The sequence below is a fragment of the Hymenobacter segetis genome (genome assembly GCF_038448715.1).
Lineage (GTDB): Bacteria > Bacteroidota > Bacteroidia > Cytophagales > Hymenobacteraceae > Hymenobacter > Hymenobacter segetis.
In genome coordinates, this window is the sequence record NZ_JBCEVZ010000098.1 from 1 (window position 1) to 14473 (window position 14473).

At 62.0% G+C, this 14473-nt stretch carries 12 protein-coding genes, 1 tRNA gene and 1 pseudogene; 8 read left to right on the forward strand and 6 right to left on the reverse strand.

From position 1 onward, the window contains the following. A partial coding sequence (locus tag AAFH49_RS21435) for a hypothetical protein (RefSeq protein WP_342301430.1) occupies positions 1–433 on the reverse strand: 433 nt, incomplete at its 3' end. A 156-nt stretch (positions 434–589) separates the two neighbouring features. Continuing rightward, positions 590–1279 (reverse strand): hypothetical protein, encoded by a 690-nt coding sequence (locus AAFH49_RS21440; RefSeq protein WP_342301431.1) that lies wholly within the window; start codon positions 1277–1279, stop codon positions 590–592. 400 nt (positions 1280–1679) lie between these two features. On the opposite strand from AAFH49_RS21440, the gene AAFH49_RS21445 reads away from it, so the two are divergent. Continuing rightward, positions 1680–2459: a hypothetical protein gene (locus AAFH49_RS21445; RefSeq protein ID WP_342301432.1), complete on the forward strand. Its 780-nt coding sequence runs from the start codon at positions 1680–1682 to the stop codon at positions 2457–2459. An 82-nt stretch (positions 2460–2541) separates the two neighbouring features. On the opposite strand, the gene AAFH49_RS21450 is transcribed toward AAFH49_RS21445, so the two are convergent. Together AAFH49_RS21450 and dinB are read right to left on the reverse strand one after the other, a co-directional pair. Next, positions 2542–4674 (reverse strand): carboxy terminal-processing peptidase, encoded by a 2133-nt coding sequence (locus AAFH49_RS21450; RefSeq protein ID WP_342301433.1) that lies wholly within the window; start codon positions 4672–4674, stop codon positions 2542–2544. Between the two features lie 159 nt (positions 4675–4833). Next, positions 4834–5874 (reverse strand): DNA polymerase IV, encoded by a 1041-nt coding sequence (gene dinB, locus AAFH49_RS21455; RefSeq protein WP_425293352.1) that lies wholly within the window; start codon positions 5872–5874, stop codon positions 4834–4836. Between the two features lie 246 nt (positions 5875–6120). On the opposite strand from dinB, the gene AAFH49_RS21460 reads away from it, so the two are divergent. The 3 genes from AAFH49_RS21460 (at position 6121) to AAFH49_RS21470 (ending at position 8643) form a co-directional block, all read left to right on the forward strand. Next, positions 6121–6196: transfer RNA gene (locus AAFH49_RS21460), tRNA-Asp, on the forward strand. Positions 6197–6403: 207 nt separating this feature from the next. Next, complete coding sequence (locus tag AAFH49_RS21465; RefSeq protein WP_342301435.1) at positions 6404–7867, forward strand: glycoside hydrolase family 30 protein; 1464 nt, start codon at positions 6404–6406, stop codon at positions 7865–7867. 8 nt (positions 7868–7875) lie between these two features. After that, entirely contained in the window at positions 7876–8643 is a 768-nt protein-coding gene (locus AAFH49_RS21470; protein WP_342301436.1) for a GDSL-type esterase/lipase family protein, read from the forward strand. A gap of 45 nt (positions 8644–8688) precedes the next feature. Here the strand turns inward: AAFH49_RS21470 and AAFH49_RS21475 are convergent, their stop codons facing one another. Beyond that, positions 8689–9333: a sce7726 family protein gene (locus tag AAFH49_RS21475; protein WP_342301438.1), complete on the reverse strand. Its 645-nt coding sequence runs from the start codon at positions 9331–9333 to the stop codon at positions 8689–8691. Positions 9334–9589: 256 nt separating this feature from the next. Here AAFH49_RS21475 and AAFH49_RS21480 point away from each other — a divergent pair, with 256 nt between their 5' ends. Continuing rightward, on the forward strand, positions 9590–11095 hold the full coding sequence (locus tag AAFH49_RS21480) for an OmpA family protein (protein WP_342301440.1): 1506 nt from the start codon (positions 9590–9592) through the stop codon (positions 11093–11095). A 29-nt stretch (positions 11096–11124) separates the two neighbouring features. On the opposite strand, the gene AAFH49_RS21485 is transcribed toward AAFH49_RS21480, so the two are convergent. After that, positions 11125–11550 carry a hypothetical protein gene (locus tag AAFH49_RS21485; protein ID WP_342301442.1) on the reverse strand — a complete coding sequence of 142 codons (426 nt, stop codon included), beginning with the start codon at positions 11548–11550 and terminating at the stop codon, positions 11125–11127. Between the two features lie 412 nt (positions 11551–11962). Between AAFH49_RS21485 and AAFH49_RS21490 the strand changes: the two genes are divergently transcribed. From AAFH49_RS21490 to AAFH49_RS21500, 3 genes and pseudogenes are all read left to right on the forward strand, one after another. Continuing rightward, complete coding sequence (locus tag AAFH49_RS21490; RefSeq protein ID WP_342301443.1) at positions 11963–13039, forward strand: glycosyltransferase family protein; 1077 nt, start codon at positions 11963–11965, stop codon at positions 13037–13039. Between the two features lie 124 nt (positions 13040–13163). Next, on the forward strand, positions 13164–13970 hold the full coding sequence (locus tag AAFH49_RS21495) for a cytidylyltransferase domain-containing protein (RefSeq protein WP_342301444.1): 807 nt from the start codon (positions 13164–13166) through the stop codon (positions 13968–13970). 32 nt (positions 13971–14002) lie between these two features. Continuing rightward, a pseudogene (locus AAFH49_RS21500) lies at positions 14003–14473 on the forward strand (transketolase); the annotation flags it as partial.

A 14473-nucleotide genomic window follows, 5' to 3' on the forward strand; every position in this document is an offset into this window, starting at 1 on the left:
GCTCCACGGGGGTGCGCTCCTCGTCGGCCGTGTCTGAGAAGCTCACCAGCAGGCCGGGGCCCACGCGGCGCACGGCCAGGCGGTAGTAGGCATCGAAGCCGTCGCGCTGGTAGTTGAAGTTGCGGTGGGCGGGCTGCCCCGAGGCCAGCGTCTCCCGGAAAAAATCGAAAATACCGCCAGGCTCCGCCGTGCCGGGCACCAGCTCCAGGTGGGTTTTGGTGGGCTGCGCGGGCAGGTTCAGCATCCGCTGAGCAGCCTGGCTGAGCAGGGCAAAGGTGAAATCGACCACGGTGCCATCGGCCGCACGCACGGGCTTCAGCAGCACCAGCGCCGTGATGGAAGTGGCAAAAATGCCCGCCAGCAGGTCATCGGCCGGGAATTGGGCCAGCACTTCGGCTGGCAACGCCGGCAGAGCAGCAACGGAATCAGACATTAATAAAGACGGAAAGGATGCAAGACCACGGCACGCACATTCTACTACACAAACATCGGGACTAGCGGTTTAATCGGAACCGTACCTCCCTTTCACCACATCAAAAAAGGCCTCGCCAGAGTGGCAAGGCCTTTTTATTGGAAAATCCAAACCGCGCTAGTAGCTCTCTTTCAGAAAGCCGAAGTTCCGCCACTCGGCGGCGTAGGTGTCGGGGAAGTTGGTTTTGATGTGCTGGCGCAGGGCACGCAGCATCTTGCGTAGGGGCACTTCCTGGGTGTTTTTGGTGCCCACGTCCACGGCGCTGTCGCTGCGCACGTCGCTGGAGGTGGTGGCCAGCGGCGCGTACTCTTTCTCGATGGTCCGCCAGAATTCGGTGCCGTACTTGCCCTTGTCGTAGCCGGAGTCTCCGAGGGCCTTCACCAGCTTGGCCAGGCCCTTGGCGCGGGCGGGGCGGGCGGTGGGCAGCTCGCCAGCCGGCGTGAGGCCGAAGGCATCGTAGTAGGCTTTGGCCTTCTTCCGGGTGTCGTGCTCCTCAATGAGGAAGTTGCGCACGAATTTCAGGCTCTTGTTGATGGTCGCGTCCAGCTCTTCGAGGCGGACGGCGGCGGGGCTCAGGTCGTCGTTGGCCTCGTCGGCCGTGCCGAGGCTGGCATTGAAGGCCCGCACCGCGTCGCGGAACTGCGCCTTGCTGCACCAGAGCAGTGCCAGCAGCGGCGAGGCGTCCCAGGCATCGGCGGCCCGCAGGCCCACGGTGGCCAGCTCCAACTCGCCGAGGGGAATCACGTCTTTGGTTTTGCCTTTCTTAGGCGTGGGGGAGCCGTTGGCTCCGGGGGTAGAGGGCGTCATAAAAGACTGCTAATGATGGAGTGGGAAAAGAATTACGGAGCTAATGTATTCCTTTTTTCCGGAGCTTCGGCAGAAACTTCTGCCGCTGCCGGGCCGTCGGATTCCCTGCCGGGCAGTTCGGAGTTCAAACCGGGCAGCAGGGGTCCCTGCCGGGCAGTTTGGAGTTCAAGGAGGGCGGCAGGGGTCCCTGCCGGGCAGGTTGGAGTTCAAACCCATCAGCAGGGGTCCCTGCTGGTGAGTTTGGAGTTCAAGGAGGGCGGCAGGGGTCCCTGCCGGGCAGGTTGGAGTTCCGGGAAGGCAGCGGGGAGCCCCGCCGGACCAGTTGTCGGCGGGTACATACCAAGCAGCTAAGCAGTTTCGTTTGTCATTACTACATTTAGTCCTCAACCCTTTCCCCGCCATGAAAAACCGTCTACATCTCCTTGCCCTGGGCTTGGCCCTCGGGGCCGGCCTGCTGGGCAGCGCCTGCTCCAAAAAGGCCCAGGACACCCCGGCCCCGGCCACCGAAGTACCGGCCGCGCCCTCCATCACCGGCCTCATTCAGCCGGCCGATGCCGTGCTGGGGGTTTCGCTGAAAGATGACAACACCCACCAGACCATTGTAGGCGTGGTCCCCGACAGCAAAGGCGCTTATCGTTTCGAAACCATGCCGGCGGGAACATACATCTTGTATTTCAACGTCAAGCGCGGCTACGTGCCGCCCCGGGAGCTGAGCGTGACCGTGACGGCCGGCAAAACCACGGTGGTGCCCACGGTTACGGTGGTGCAGTCCACAGTCGCCTTCACCGTCGATGGCGTGGCCGCCGCCCCTGCGGCCATCGATTTGATGTTGTTCTCCACCACAAAAAATTTCGACCTGGTTCTCAGCAACGGCACCCTCGGCACCACGCCCGACAGCTACGTGCTGCGCATCTCGATGCCTTACAACATGGCCGTCGGCACCTATAGCCTGAACGGTATCATGGCCTACGCCACCTTCACCGGGGCCGATTTGGTGACCTACGACTCCCGCGTGGGTACGCCCACGGCCCCGGCCGGCGGCACGCTCACCATCACCTCCGTTTTCAATGTGCCCCCCTACCCCCGCTACGCTTCCGGCACGTTCAGCTTCACGGGCCGGGCCACCGCCGCGTCGGGCAGCAAAACCATCACCGGCTCGTTCAGCGACATCAACTACTAACGGATTCCCGATAGCCGTTCACAAAAAAGCCCCCGCTGCGGAATTGCAGCGGGGGCTTTTTCGTGGCATTTGCTTCTCCGGCTTACTTCAGCTGGTCGCCAATCACGGCCACGGCCTCGGCCAGGGCGGGGTCTTTGCGCAGGGGCTTCAGGAAGCGGGCCACACGCTTGGCGGCCGTGGAGTCGGAGGCCGGGCGGGCATCGGCGGGCAGGGCGGCCACGTCGAGCACGGCTAGGGCATTCTGGGCGGCGGTTTGCTGTTTGTTTATGACGCGGGCCTCTACCTGCTGGGTGCGGTAGGCGGCCAGGTTCAGCGACAGCACGGTTTGCTTCTGGCGCAGGGTGGCGCGCTGGGCGGCCTCGGTGATGAGCTTGAAGCCGGGGCTGGCGGCCACGCGGGCGGCGCTGGCGGCCTTCAGCGGGGCCAGGGCGGGCAGCGTGTTGGCGGGCTGATACGTGGCGGGCGCAATCTCATCCCAGGGCAGCGGGTATTCCGATTCCTGCTCGCCCTTGGCGTAGGAGGCCAGGGCATCGGGCACCATAATGTCGGGCGTCACGCCTTTGAACTGGGTCGAGCCCCCGCTCACGCGGTAGAATTTCTGGATGGTGAGCTTGAGCGAGCCCAGCGGCTTGAGGGCGTTGGCCTGCGCGTTCACGGCATTGTCCAGGTCGAATACCTGCTGCACGGTGCCCTTCCCATAAGTAGTGCTGCCCATGATGATGGCGCGGTGGTAGTCCTGCATGGCGGCGGCCAGAATCTCGGAAGCCGAGGCGCTGTACTTGTTCACCAGCACCACCAGCGGGCCGCTGTACTGCACGGTAGGGTCGGTATCGGCCACGGGCTGGGCCGGGCCACGGCTGGTTTTCACCTGCACCATGGGGCCGGTGGGCACGAATAAGCCGCCCATATCCACGGCATCGCGGAGGGAGCCGCCGCCGTTGTAGCGCAGGTCGAGCACCACGCCGGCCACGTTTTCCTTGCTGAGCTTGGCCAGCTCAGCCTTCACATCGGCCGCGCTGCTGCGCCCGCCCTTACCGCTAAAGTCGGCATAGAAACCGGGCAAATTGAGGTAGCCATACGTGCGCCCGCCCTGCTTGATGAGGGCCGACTGCGCGTAAGTATCCTCAATCACCACCACGTCGCGGATGATGGGGATGACCTGCGTGGCCCCGTCGGGCTTGCGCACCGTGAGGCGTACTTCGGTACCTTTTGGCCCGCGAATCAGTTTCACGGCCTTATCGAAGCGCATGCCCTCCACGCTCACGGGCTCGGCCGCGCCCTGCGCCACGCGCAGGATGATGTCGCCCACCTTCAACTCGCCCTGGCGCGACGAGGCCGAGCCGGCCACGATGTCGACCACTTTGAGGTGGCCTTCGTCTTCCTGCAATTGTGCGCCCGTGCCCTCCAGGCGGCCGCTCATGGTAATGTCGAAATTTTCGCGGGCAATGGGGGCGAAATAGTCCGTGTGCGGGTCGTAGCTGTTGGCAATGGCCTCGGCGAAGGCAGCCAGGCGGTCGTTGGAGTCGGTTTGCAGCTGGTCGACGAATACGTCGTCGTAGTATTTCAGCACGCGCTTGCGGGCTTCGGCCTCCATCTCCACGGGCGTGCGGGTTTTATCGGAGGTAGTGGCCGGCGAGGCCCCGACTTTGGTCGCGGCCAGGGGCTTGTCCTTCTTCTTGGCCTCGTCGTCCATCATTTCCGAGAGGCGGGCCAGGGTCTGGTACTTCAGCATCTTGCGCCACTGCTCGCGCTGCTCGGCGGCGTTGGCGGCGTAAGTGGCCTTGGCGGGGTCAGTTTCCCAGCTTTCCTGCACCGAGAAGTCGAAGGGCTTAGCCAGAATCTGGCGGTAGAGGGTCTGAATCTCGGGCATGCGCTTGGCCAGCAGCGCGCTCGTAGCGTCCAGAAACTCGTGGGTGCCGCCGCGCATCTGGTCGTCAATCTGGGTTTTGAACTGGCTGAGCTGGGCCACTTCCGGGGCCAGCAGCAGCTGCTTGTTCACATCAATGCGCTTGATGTACAGGTCGTACACACGCTGCGAGAACTGGTCGTCAATCTTCTCGGGCTGGTAGTGGAGCTGGTTCAAGCCCTGCATCATCACGCCGAGCACCACTTGGTCACGCGGCGGCGTGCCCTGGTACACGGAGTAGGAAGCCAGCCCCAGCAGGGCCAGCACGGAAGTGGAATATAAGCCGAGCTTAAAGCGAGGGAATTGCATGCGGAGAGGTCTAGTGAAGAAAGGAAATTGGCTACGGCCGGGGCCGGCACCCACGCCCTGACGGGCCAAAGGGTAAAGATGATGCTTCCTTAACCAGAATCGCACCACTAATTGCTCCCAAAGTCGAAAAAGAACCGCCAAAGGTTGCGGAACGGGCCATCAGAAGCTCAGTGTGAGCTGCCGGCCCGCAGCTTCCTGCGCATTGCTCAGGTTGGAAAGCGTGACGCCCAGCAGCCGCACGCCCTTTTCCAACGGAAACAGGCCCTCCACCAGCTCCCGGCAAATGCGGGCCAGCACCTCCGGCCCCGGCACCAGGCCCACGCCGCTGCGGCTGCGTGTAATCTGCTGGAAGTCGCCGAATTTCACCTTCAGTGTCACCGTCCGGCCCCGGATGCCGCTCCGCTGGCAGTATTCCCACACGTCTTCCAGCAGCGGCTGCAGGGCTTCAAGCAAGTCCGAAAACTCCCGCAAATCCTGCGCGAAAGTGGTTTCCGAGCCCATGGACTTGCGCAGGCGGTCGGCCACTACGGGCCGCTCGTCCTCGCCCCGCGCAATGGCAAAGTAGTAGCGCCCCACCTTGCCAAAATGCTGGTGCAGAAACTCCACCGACTGCGCCCGCAAATCGGCGCCGGTGAAGATACCCAGCTCGTTCATGCGCGCCGCCGTCACCGGCCCCACGCCGTGGAACTGGCCCACGGCCAGCCCTTCCACAAAGGCCAGGCCCTGCGCGGGCCGCACCACAAACTGCCCATTGGGCTTGCGGTAGTCGGAAGCCAGCTTGGCCAGAAACTTATTATAGGAAATGCCCGCCGAGGCCGTGAGCCCGGTTTCGGCCAGGATTTTGGCCCGGATTTCCCGCGCAATCTGGGTAGCCGAGTCCAGTTGCTTAAGGTTATGCGTCACGTCGAGGTAGGCCTCATCGAGCGACACCGGCTCTATCAGCGGCGTGTACTCGGCGAAGATGGACCGAATCTGCCGCGACACCTCTTTATAGACCGTGAAGCGCGGCGGCACGAATACCAGCTCCGGGCATTTGCGCAGTGCCGTGGCACTCGGCATGGCCGAGCGCACCCCAAATTGCCGGGCCTCGTAGCTGGCCGCCGCCACTACGCCGCGCTCCCGGGCGCCGCCCACCGCCACGGGCCGGCCACGCAGCTCGGGGTGGTCGCGTTGCTCCACCGAAGCATAAAATGCATCCATATCCAAATGGATGATTTTGCGAATGGAGTTGGCAATCACTGTTTTTGCTTTTTATTCCAACAAAGATAAAAGGCATGCTACGGAAGACGGAATCTTTGTTTTCAGCGCGTAGAACGGGTTTCAAATTCCGAAAATCTCATTTCCTGAACACCGATTTCACTGATTACCAAAACTTAGCAATTAGACAATCTCAACAATTCTATTTCTATTGATAATTTTTTTACGTACTTTTGACTTATCAAACCTTGTGGGGTGGCGGAACTGGCAGACGCGCTAGCCTATCTCGCTAGTAAAATTAGAGGTTCGAGTCCTCTCTCTACAGCAACAATCCCGGTCGCAGCAGCGGCCGGGATTTTTTGCGTCTGGGGTTTTTTGGTCGCTATCCCAACCCGAAACGGGGCTACCGCGCGCCGTTGGCTGGCCTGCGCATACTCAGGAAAAAGCAGCACCTTTAGCTTCGTTGAATTTCCCTCCCACTTCCCCTTCCCAACATGGCCATCGCGCGGTGGCTGGGTTAAAACAGGCGTATATGTCAAGCCAGAAACTCCTCTCCTTTCTATTCCTCTCCACGCTGGGCCTCGGCCCTGTTGCCGCGCAGAAAGCGGCAACTGCCGCCTACTCAGCAGCCGGCAAAACGGCCCACGTTTTTGCCACGGTGCAGGGCACCAGCCAGCGCCTGGCGGCCGGCGGCGACCTCAAATTCTCGCCCGCCGCGCAGCCCGTGGAAACTCAGGTCTGCGTGTTTGTTGACCCCAGCCACTCGTTCCAGACCATGCTCGGCATCGGCGGGGCGCTGACGGATGCCTCGGCCGAAACCTTTGCCAAGCTGCCGAAACCCCAGCAGCAGGAGTTTCTCAAGGCGTATTACAGCCCCACGGGCGGCATCGGCTACACGCTGGGCCGCACCAGCATCCACAGCTCCGACTTTTCGAGCGGTAGCTACACCTACGTGGCCGACAAGGACGAGGCGCTGAAAACCTTCAGCGTGAAGCACGACGAGCAGTTCCGCATCCCCTTCATCAAGCAGGTGATGGCGGCGGCCGGCGGCAAGCTTACCCTGTATGTGAGTCCCTGGAGCCCGCCCGGCTGGATGAAAACCAACGGCGAAATGCTGCACGGCGGCAAGCTGCTGCCCCAATATCGCCAAGCCTGGGCCGACTACTACGTGAAGTTCATCAAGACTTACGAGCAGTTGGGCATCCCCATCTGGGGCCTCACGGTGCAGAACGAGCCGATGGCTACCCAGAAGTGGGAGTCGTGCGTGTTTACCGGCGAGGACGAGCGGGATTTCATCAAGGGCTACCTCGGCCCCACGCTGGCCAAGGGCGGCCTGGGCTCCAAAAAACTCATTGCCTGGGACCACAACCGCGACCTGCTGTTCCAGCGCGCCAGCACCGTGCTCGACGACCCCGAGGCCGCCAAATACGTCTGGGGCATCGGCTACCACTGGTACGAAACCTGGACCGGCAGCAGCATGCTTTTCGAGAACGAGAAGCGCGTGAAAGAAGCTTTCCCCAACACCAACCTCATTTTCACCGAAGGCTGCAAGGAGAAATTCGACCTGGCCAAAGTCGATGACTGGGCGCTGGGCGAGAAATACGGCAACTCGATGATTGGCGACTTTAACGCCGGCACCGTGGGCTGGACCGACTGGAACGTGCTGCTCGACGAAACCGGCGGCCCCAACCACGTCGGCAACTTCTGCTTCGCTCCCGTCATCGCCGATACCAAAACCGGCAAGCTGATTTACACCAACGCCTACTACTACATCGGTCACTTCTCGAAGTTCATTCGCCCCGGCGCCAAGCGCATCAGTGCCTCTTCCAACCGCGACGCCCTGCAAACCACCGCCTACCGCAACCCCGACGGCAGCGTGGCCGTGGTGGTGATGAACCAGACCGACAAGCCCGAGGAATTCCAGCTCTGGATGCGCGGCCAGGGCACCAAAACCACCGCCGCTGCGCACTCCATCATGACGCTGGTAGTTAATTAATTCCTGCCATGAAATCAGCTTCCTTGCTCCTGCTCGCGGCACTGCTCAGCACCACCACCGCCCACGCCCAGCAGCCCACCGACGCCGCAGCCGCCAAAAAAGCCGCCGACGAGGCCTACCACGAACGCCAGGAATACCTGCTGCACAACGACTGGCCCAACCTCCAGAAATACGCCGCCGCCAACCAGCGCCTGCCCGCCCCCACGCCCGGCAGGCCCCGCGTGGTCATCATCGGCAACTCCATCACCGAGGGCTGGGTGAAGGAAGATTCGGCCTTTTTTCGGGGCAAAACCTATGAGTATGTGGGCCGGGGCATCAGCGGCCAGGCCACGGGGCAAACTGTAGTGCGCTTCCGAGCCGATGTGATTGGCTTGCACCCGGCCGTGGTCGTCATCCTGGTGGGTACCAACGACGTGGCCGAAAACAACGGCCCCTACAATCCTCAAGTCACGATAAACAATATCATGACCATGACCGAACTGGCGCAGGCTCACGGCATCCGCGTGGTGCTGGGCTCGGTGGCTCCGGCGTCGGATTTCTGGTGGCGCAAGGGCCTGAATCCGGCCCCCAAAATCATTGCACTTAACAAGCAAATCAAAGCCTACGCCGACCAGCACCACCTTGTGTACTACGACATGCACACCGCCCTGAAAGACGACCAGAACGGCCTGAAAAAAGCCTACGGCGAAGACGGCGTGCACCCCAACCTAACCGGCTACCGCGTAATGGAGCCTCTGCTCAACCAAGCCGTAGCTGCCGCTCTAAAGAAGAAATAACCTTGCCCAATGACTATGCCAGTGCCGCCCGGCAGCTCCCAGCTGCTAGGCGGCACTGGCTTTTTTACGCCCGGCCGGCTTTTTCTTCTTCGCTTTTGGCCGGGCTTTTTTGCGGCGGGGCGGCAGGCGCTCCCGTTCCGCTTTGCGCTCGGCACGCATGAGCAGGCGCTCGGGCAGGCGGGCAATGAGGCGCTCGCGCACGTACTGCGCCAGGCTGGACAGCGGCACCAGCTGCGTGGTGCGCAGGAAATTGCTGACTTCGCGGCTCCGCAGTGTGCTCACGCCGGTGAGGCCCCGCGCCAGCAAAAACTGCTTCACCTCCTCCAGCAGCAGGAGTTTGGCCAGCGGGGCGCGCTCCACGGTGGCGTTGTAGCCGGCGGCGCGGTGCGGGCACAGCTCATCGGCCGAGGCCACCAGGATGCCCACCCACTCGGGCAGCAGCGGCAGGAGCTTGGGCAGGTGCTTTTCGGTGATGATGAAGGTGACGAAATCGTAGACCTCGCCGTAGCAGCGCAGCTGGTTGGCCACCCGTTGCAGGGTGTCGCCGTCGCCCTTCACCTCATAGCCGTGCATGAAGTGCTCGGTGATGTGCACCACGTCGGCCCGCGTGGTGCCGGTGGGCAGCTCATCAATGCGCACGCCGCCGAGCAGCAGCGGGTAGAGCAGGGCGCGGATTTCCGGGTCGTTCATGGCAACCCCAAAAGTAGCTTCCCGGCGCGTAGCAGCTTAAAATTAAATACATTGTTATAATTAATATATGTAATGTACATTATAAATAAATTTCGTTATTTTTGCTTAGTAGCGAACAAGTTGTATTTGCGCAAGAAGTTGTATCGGAGTATAAATCAATAAGCTCCGGGGCCGGGGCCTGCGGGCGCGGCGGGGAGTAGCCCGGCGGCAGGGCATTGTGCGGCATAACCAGTCTTTCCGACTTAATTATAGCATTATGAAAAACCCTATAGCCGAAGCAGTTAACTACTGCTTCACCCGTGAAACCATTACCCGCCTCGGCACCCGCCTGGATGAAGCCGCGCCCAATGTTGAATACGCGCTAAGTCAATCGGTGCCACTGGTGTTGAATGAGTTGTCGGAACGAGTGGGCCACGGCCTCACGCCCGAGGGCCTGCTGGAGCTGGTGCGCGAAGCCGATGCGGCGCAGGTGCTCCAGCAACTGGCCACCCTGCATCCGGCGGCCCGCTACGAACGGGGGGTGAACCTGCTCCTCGACTTGCTGGACGGCTCCTACCGCAGCACCGTGAGCCGCATTGCCGCCGGGGCGGCCATCCGGCCCTCGGCCAGCGACACGCTGTTGCAAATAGCCGCCACGGCCGTGCTGGGCGTGCTGGGCCACGTCGCCACCGAAAAAAGCCTCTCTCCCACCGACTTCGTTTATTGGCTGCACGCGGAGAAAGAGGCCATTGCGGCGGCCATGCTGCCAGTGCCGGCTTCAGGTGCCGTGCCGCCCCTGCCCACCGAGCAGGGCCTGCGCCGCCAGCCCCAACAGGCGGCGCAACTGGCCACCACGCCCGCCGCCGCCTGGGCCGAACCAGCCACGGAGGCCGCCCCGGGCAGCGGATTGTCGCCGTACTGGCAGTGGGGCGGACTGCTGCTGCTGGCCGTGTGCCTGGGGTATTTCTTTGGCCACAGCACCCCGGACCGGGCACCGCTGCCGGTGGCGGCTACCAGCAATTTGGTAGAGGCCGCCAGCCCACCGCCGGCTCCGGCTGCGCCTACAGCGGCTTACACTCCCCCCACAACGCCCCCAGCCGAGGCCACCGGGCCGGCTCCCGAACCTATGGTGCCGGCCCGCCGGCCTGCTCCAACCATTGCCAACCGGCCCATAGAAGTGCTGCCCGCCCGCACCCCGGCCATCGGGGCCAATGAGACCGCCCGGCCGACCCCAGCAGCCCGCCCGGCCGTCATCGGCAACGAGCCCAACGGCCGCTACGACCAGGACCGGGATACCTACATCTACGATACCGGCAAGCCCATAGTGCTGACGCTGGCCGACGGCACGACCCAGAAAGTGGGGGCCAATTCGACCGAAAACCGCCTCTATACCTTCCTGTCGTCGCCCGCCTTCCAGGTCGATTCGGTGAACCGGACCAAGGGCTGGATAAACTTCGACCGCATCAATTTCGAAACAGGCAAGGCCCGGCTCACGCCCGAATCGGCGTTGCAGCTAGGCAACATTGCCAGCATTCTCAACACGTTTCCGCAGTCCATCGTGAAAATCGGGGGCTACACCGACAGCACCGGCGAAGCCCTGGTGAACTACCAGCTCAGCGAGGACCGCGCCCGCGCGGCCATGCTCACGCTGGCCAGCATGGGCGTGAATGTCAACCGCCTGCAAGCCAAAGGCTACGGACCCAAATACTTCGTGCGGCCCAACAACACCCCCACCAACCGCGCTCTGAACCGGCGCGTCAGCATTCGGGTGCTGCGCAAGTAGGCACGCTTTGGCCCTTGCCGAGGGGAGGTTTATGCGCTGGCTTTCAGCTGCTGCTGGCAGGCGCGCAGCCATTCTTCGGCCTCGGATATATGCTGAAAAATCTGGAGCTCCAGCGCGCCGGCCGCCCCGTGCTCGAAATGCACGGTGAGGATGTCGGACAGGGAATCGGCCTGCACCACATGGGCCACGTAGCGCAGGCCCAGGGCGGCGGCCTGCGGCACCCACACGCGCTCCAGCCACTCAATGGAGTCGAACCACGGGCCCATCAGCGCCACGTTGTCGTTGAGCAGGCAGGGGTTGCGGAGGCCTTGCAGGGTGCGCAGGTAATTATCGGCCCCACGCAGGGCCTCCTGCATGTCGACAAAGCCGCGCCAGGTAGCCCGCAGCCAGCCCCCAGGCTCTTGCGAGAGGGTGCACCGGCTGCCGTCGGCATCGTGAAGGGAGCTAAGAATCATGACAGAAGTGAGTAGAGAGTTGTGTCAGCTAATTAAAGAATAAATACTCCCGAATACTCCCGGAAGTGGGGTTGTTTTACCGGCATATGGCTTTCCCGCATTCCTGATGCGTGGGGCACGGGGCTAATTTTCGGCCCGGCAGCGGCTAAGGTCAACAATTAAAAAGCAATTGAGCCTGATTAAGTGGGACTACAAACGCGGTGCAGTTGGGGCGGCGTGGGCGGCATTTTCAGTCGCCGGGCATGGCGGCAAATTGCGCCGACGCCAACCTTTGCAATTTGGTAACGGTTGCGGTAGCAGGAGCTGCGGATGGGGGGTGTTATTTCGCCCCTCATACTGTACCTTGGCGGCATGCCGGCCCTGCCGTGGGGCAGTTCGCCGGCGGTTCGGTTGCTTCAACTTTTCGTCCTGCATGTCCCGGAAAAAGGTTCTGTTTCTCATCGGCTCGCCCAACCAGACCACGCAAATGCACCAGATTGCGCAGCTGCTGGAAGACGAGTTCGACCCTTATTTCAGCCAGCTCTATTACGATGGCTGGCAGCGTCAATTCTACAAGTTCCTGCTCTGGACCGGGGGCCTGGACAAGACCATCGTCACCGGAAAAATAAAGGCCAAAGCCGATAAATATCTGGCCGAGCACGGGTTGCAGAACGATTTCGAGGCCCGGGTATTTAACAATCAGTACGACCTCATCGTGTGCTGCTCCGACGTGGTGGTGCCCTGGCCGCTGATGAAAAAGACGAAAACCATTTTCGTGCAGGAGGGCATGACCGACCCGCTCAACCTGTGGGCCCGGCTGGTAAAGCGCTTCACGCGCTACCCCATCCTGGCCATCGGCACGGCCCTCAACGGCATGAACAACTGCTGCGACATCTATTGCGTGGCCTCCGAAGGCTACGCCAGGCACTTCGAGCGCGTGGGCGTGGATGCCGATAAGCTCGTGGTAACAGGTATCCCCAACTTCGATAACATCGAGCAGGTGCGCCACAACGACTTTCCGCACCACGGCTACGTGCTGGTGGCCACCTCCGACCTGCGCGAAACCTTCACGCCCGAAAACCGCCCCAAATTCATCTGCGAGTGCGCCCGCATTGCCAACGGCCGCCCGCTGGCCTTCAAGCTGCACCCCAACGAGGAGCTGCCCCGCGCCACCGACGAAATCAAGCAGCACGCCCCGCCCGGCACCCTGATTTTCACCGAGGGCAACACCGACCACATGATTGCCAACTGCGTGGAACTTATCACCCAATACTCGACCGTGGTGTACGTGGGCCTGGCGCTGGGCAAGCCGGTGCATTCCTATTTCGACGTGGACGACCTCAAGCGCAAGTTGCCCTGGCAGAACGGCGGCACCTCGGCCCGGCGCATTGCGGCCATTTGCCGGGGCTATAGCCACTTTTCGGGCAGCGGGCCGGCATTTTTGCGGCAGCTCGATGCCGGAGCTTTTGCAACCGTAGCAGCGGCCGAAGCCTCTCCGGTAGAGGGCTGAAAGCTGGCGGCACTATTTTAAGAATGTATTTACCAATGGCTTACCAATTAGCCTGCTTTTTGCCCGGTAATTTTTAGCGTATTTCCGTTTCACGTCCGACTACGCGGTACCGACTACTCTATTTATGCCCGTTCCGAAGATTCTGACCGTTGTGCAGGCCCGCATGGGCTCCTCGCGCCTGCCGGGCAAGGTGCTGCTGCCGCTGGCCGGCGAGCCCCTGCTGGTGCGCATGGTGGAGCGGGTGCAGCGCGCCCACCTGGCCGGCACCGTAGTAGTAGCCACCACCACTGATGCCGCCGATGATGCCATCGCCGAGCTATGCGCTGCCCACGATATAAAGTGTTTCCGGGGCGATGTGCTGGATTTGCTCGACCGCCACTACCAGGCCGCCCGCCACTACGGGGCCGATGTGGTGCTGAAAATCCCGTCCGACTGCCCCCTCATCGACCCGGCCGTGATTGATGAAGTAGTAGGCTACTACCTGCACTTCGCCGACCGCTACGATTTCGTGAGCAACCTGCACCCCGCCACTTTCCCCGATGGAAACGACGTGGAAGTAATGCCCATCGAAGCGCTGGAAACGGCTTGGCGTGAGGCCCGGCGGCCGCTGGAGCGCGAGCACACCACCCCGTTTTTCTGGGAAAACCCCACCAGGTTCCGGCTGGGCAACGTGGAATGGGATGCCGGGAAGGACTTTTCGATGAGCCACCGCTGGACCATAGACTACCCGGAAGACTACGATTTCATTAAAGCCGTTTACGAGGCGCTGTATCCGAGCAAGCCGGATTTTGAGCTCGATGACATCCTTAGCCTGCTAAAACAGCGGCCGGATATTGCCCAACTCAATGCCCACTATGCCGGCGTGAATTGGTACCGCAACCACCTCGACGAGCTCAAAACCGTGGATTCGTCGCAAACCAAAACCTTGTAGCACTGGCTTAAACTTGTGCTACCACCCACCTTATGACCCTCGAAAAACAACAAAAACTTGAAGCCCTGGCCCTGCGCGTGCGCGAGCACATCGTGCGCCTGAGCACCGACGGCGGCTGCTTCACCGGTGCCTCGCTGAGTTGCGCCGACCTGCTGGTGTACCTCTACGCCGACTGCTTGAACGTGCGCCCCGACAACCTCCAGGACCCCACCCGCGATTACCTCTTCCTGAGCAAGGGCCACGACGTGCCCGCCCTCTACGGCACCTTCGTGGAGCTCGGCTTCATCGACAAAGCTCGTCTCGACCAGCACCTCAGCACCGACGACCACATCTACTGGCACCCCAACCGCAACGTACCGGGCGTGGAATTCCACTCCGGCTCGCTCGGCCACCTGCCCAGCGTGGCCTTGGGCGTGGCGATGGATTGCCGGATGCGCGGCCAGGACAACAAGGTCATCGTCATCACCGGTGACGGCGAACTGAACGAAGGAACGGTATGGGAA

Excerpts from the sequence above, each read along its gene's own strand:
- AAFH49_RS21485 (WP_342301442.1), bottom strand. The coding sequence starts at position 11,550 with ATGATTCTTAGCTCCCTTCACGATGCCGACGGCAGCCGGTGCACCCTC.
- AAFH49_RS21465 (WP_342301435.1), top strand. The coding sequence starts at position 6,404 with ATGTCAAGCCAGAAACTCCTCTCCTTTCTATTCCTCTCCACGCTGGGC.
- AAFH49_RS21470 (WP_342301436.1), top strand. The coding sequence starts at position 7,876 with ATGAAATCAGCTTCCTTGCTCCTGCTCGCGGCACTGCTCAGCACCACC.
- AAFH49_RS21495 (WP_342301444.1), top strand. The coding sequence starts at position 13,164 with ATGCCCGTTCCGAAGATTCTGACCGTTGTGCAGGCCCGCATGGGCTCC.
- AAFH49_RS21475 (WP_342301438.1), bottom strand. The coding sequence starts at position 9,333 with ATGAACGACCCGGAAATCCGCGCCCTGCTCTACCCGCTGCTGCTCGGC.
- AAFH49_RS21490 (WP_342301443.1), top strand. The coding sequence starts at position 11,963 with ATGTCCCGGAAAAAGGTTCTGTTTCTCATCGGCTCGCCCAACCAGACC.
- AAFH49_RS21480 (WP_342301440.1), top strand. The coding sequence starts at position 9,590 with ATGAAAAACCCTATAGCCGAAGCAGTTAACTACTGCTTCACCCGTGAA.
- AAFH49_RS21440 (WP_342301431.1), bottom strand. The coding sequence starts at position 1,279 with ATGACGCCCTCTACCCCCGGAGCCAACGGCTCCCCCACGCCTAAGAAA.
- AAFH49_RS21445 (WP_342301432.1), top strand. The coding sequence starts at position 1,680 with ATGAAAAACCGTCTACATCTCCTTGCCCTGGGCTTGGCCCTCGGGGCC.
- AAFH49_RS21450 (WP_342301433.1), bottom strand. The coding sequence starts at position 4,674 with ATGCAATTCCCTCGCTTTAAGCTCGGCTTATATTCCACTTCCGTGCTG.
- dinB (WP_425293352.1), bottom strand. The coding sequence starts at position 5,874 with ATGGATGCATTTTATGCTTCGGTGGAGCAACGCGACCACCCCGAGCTG.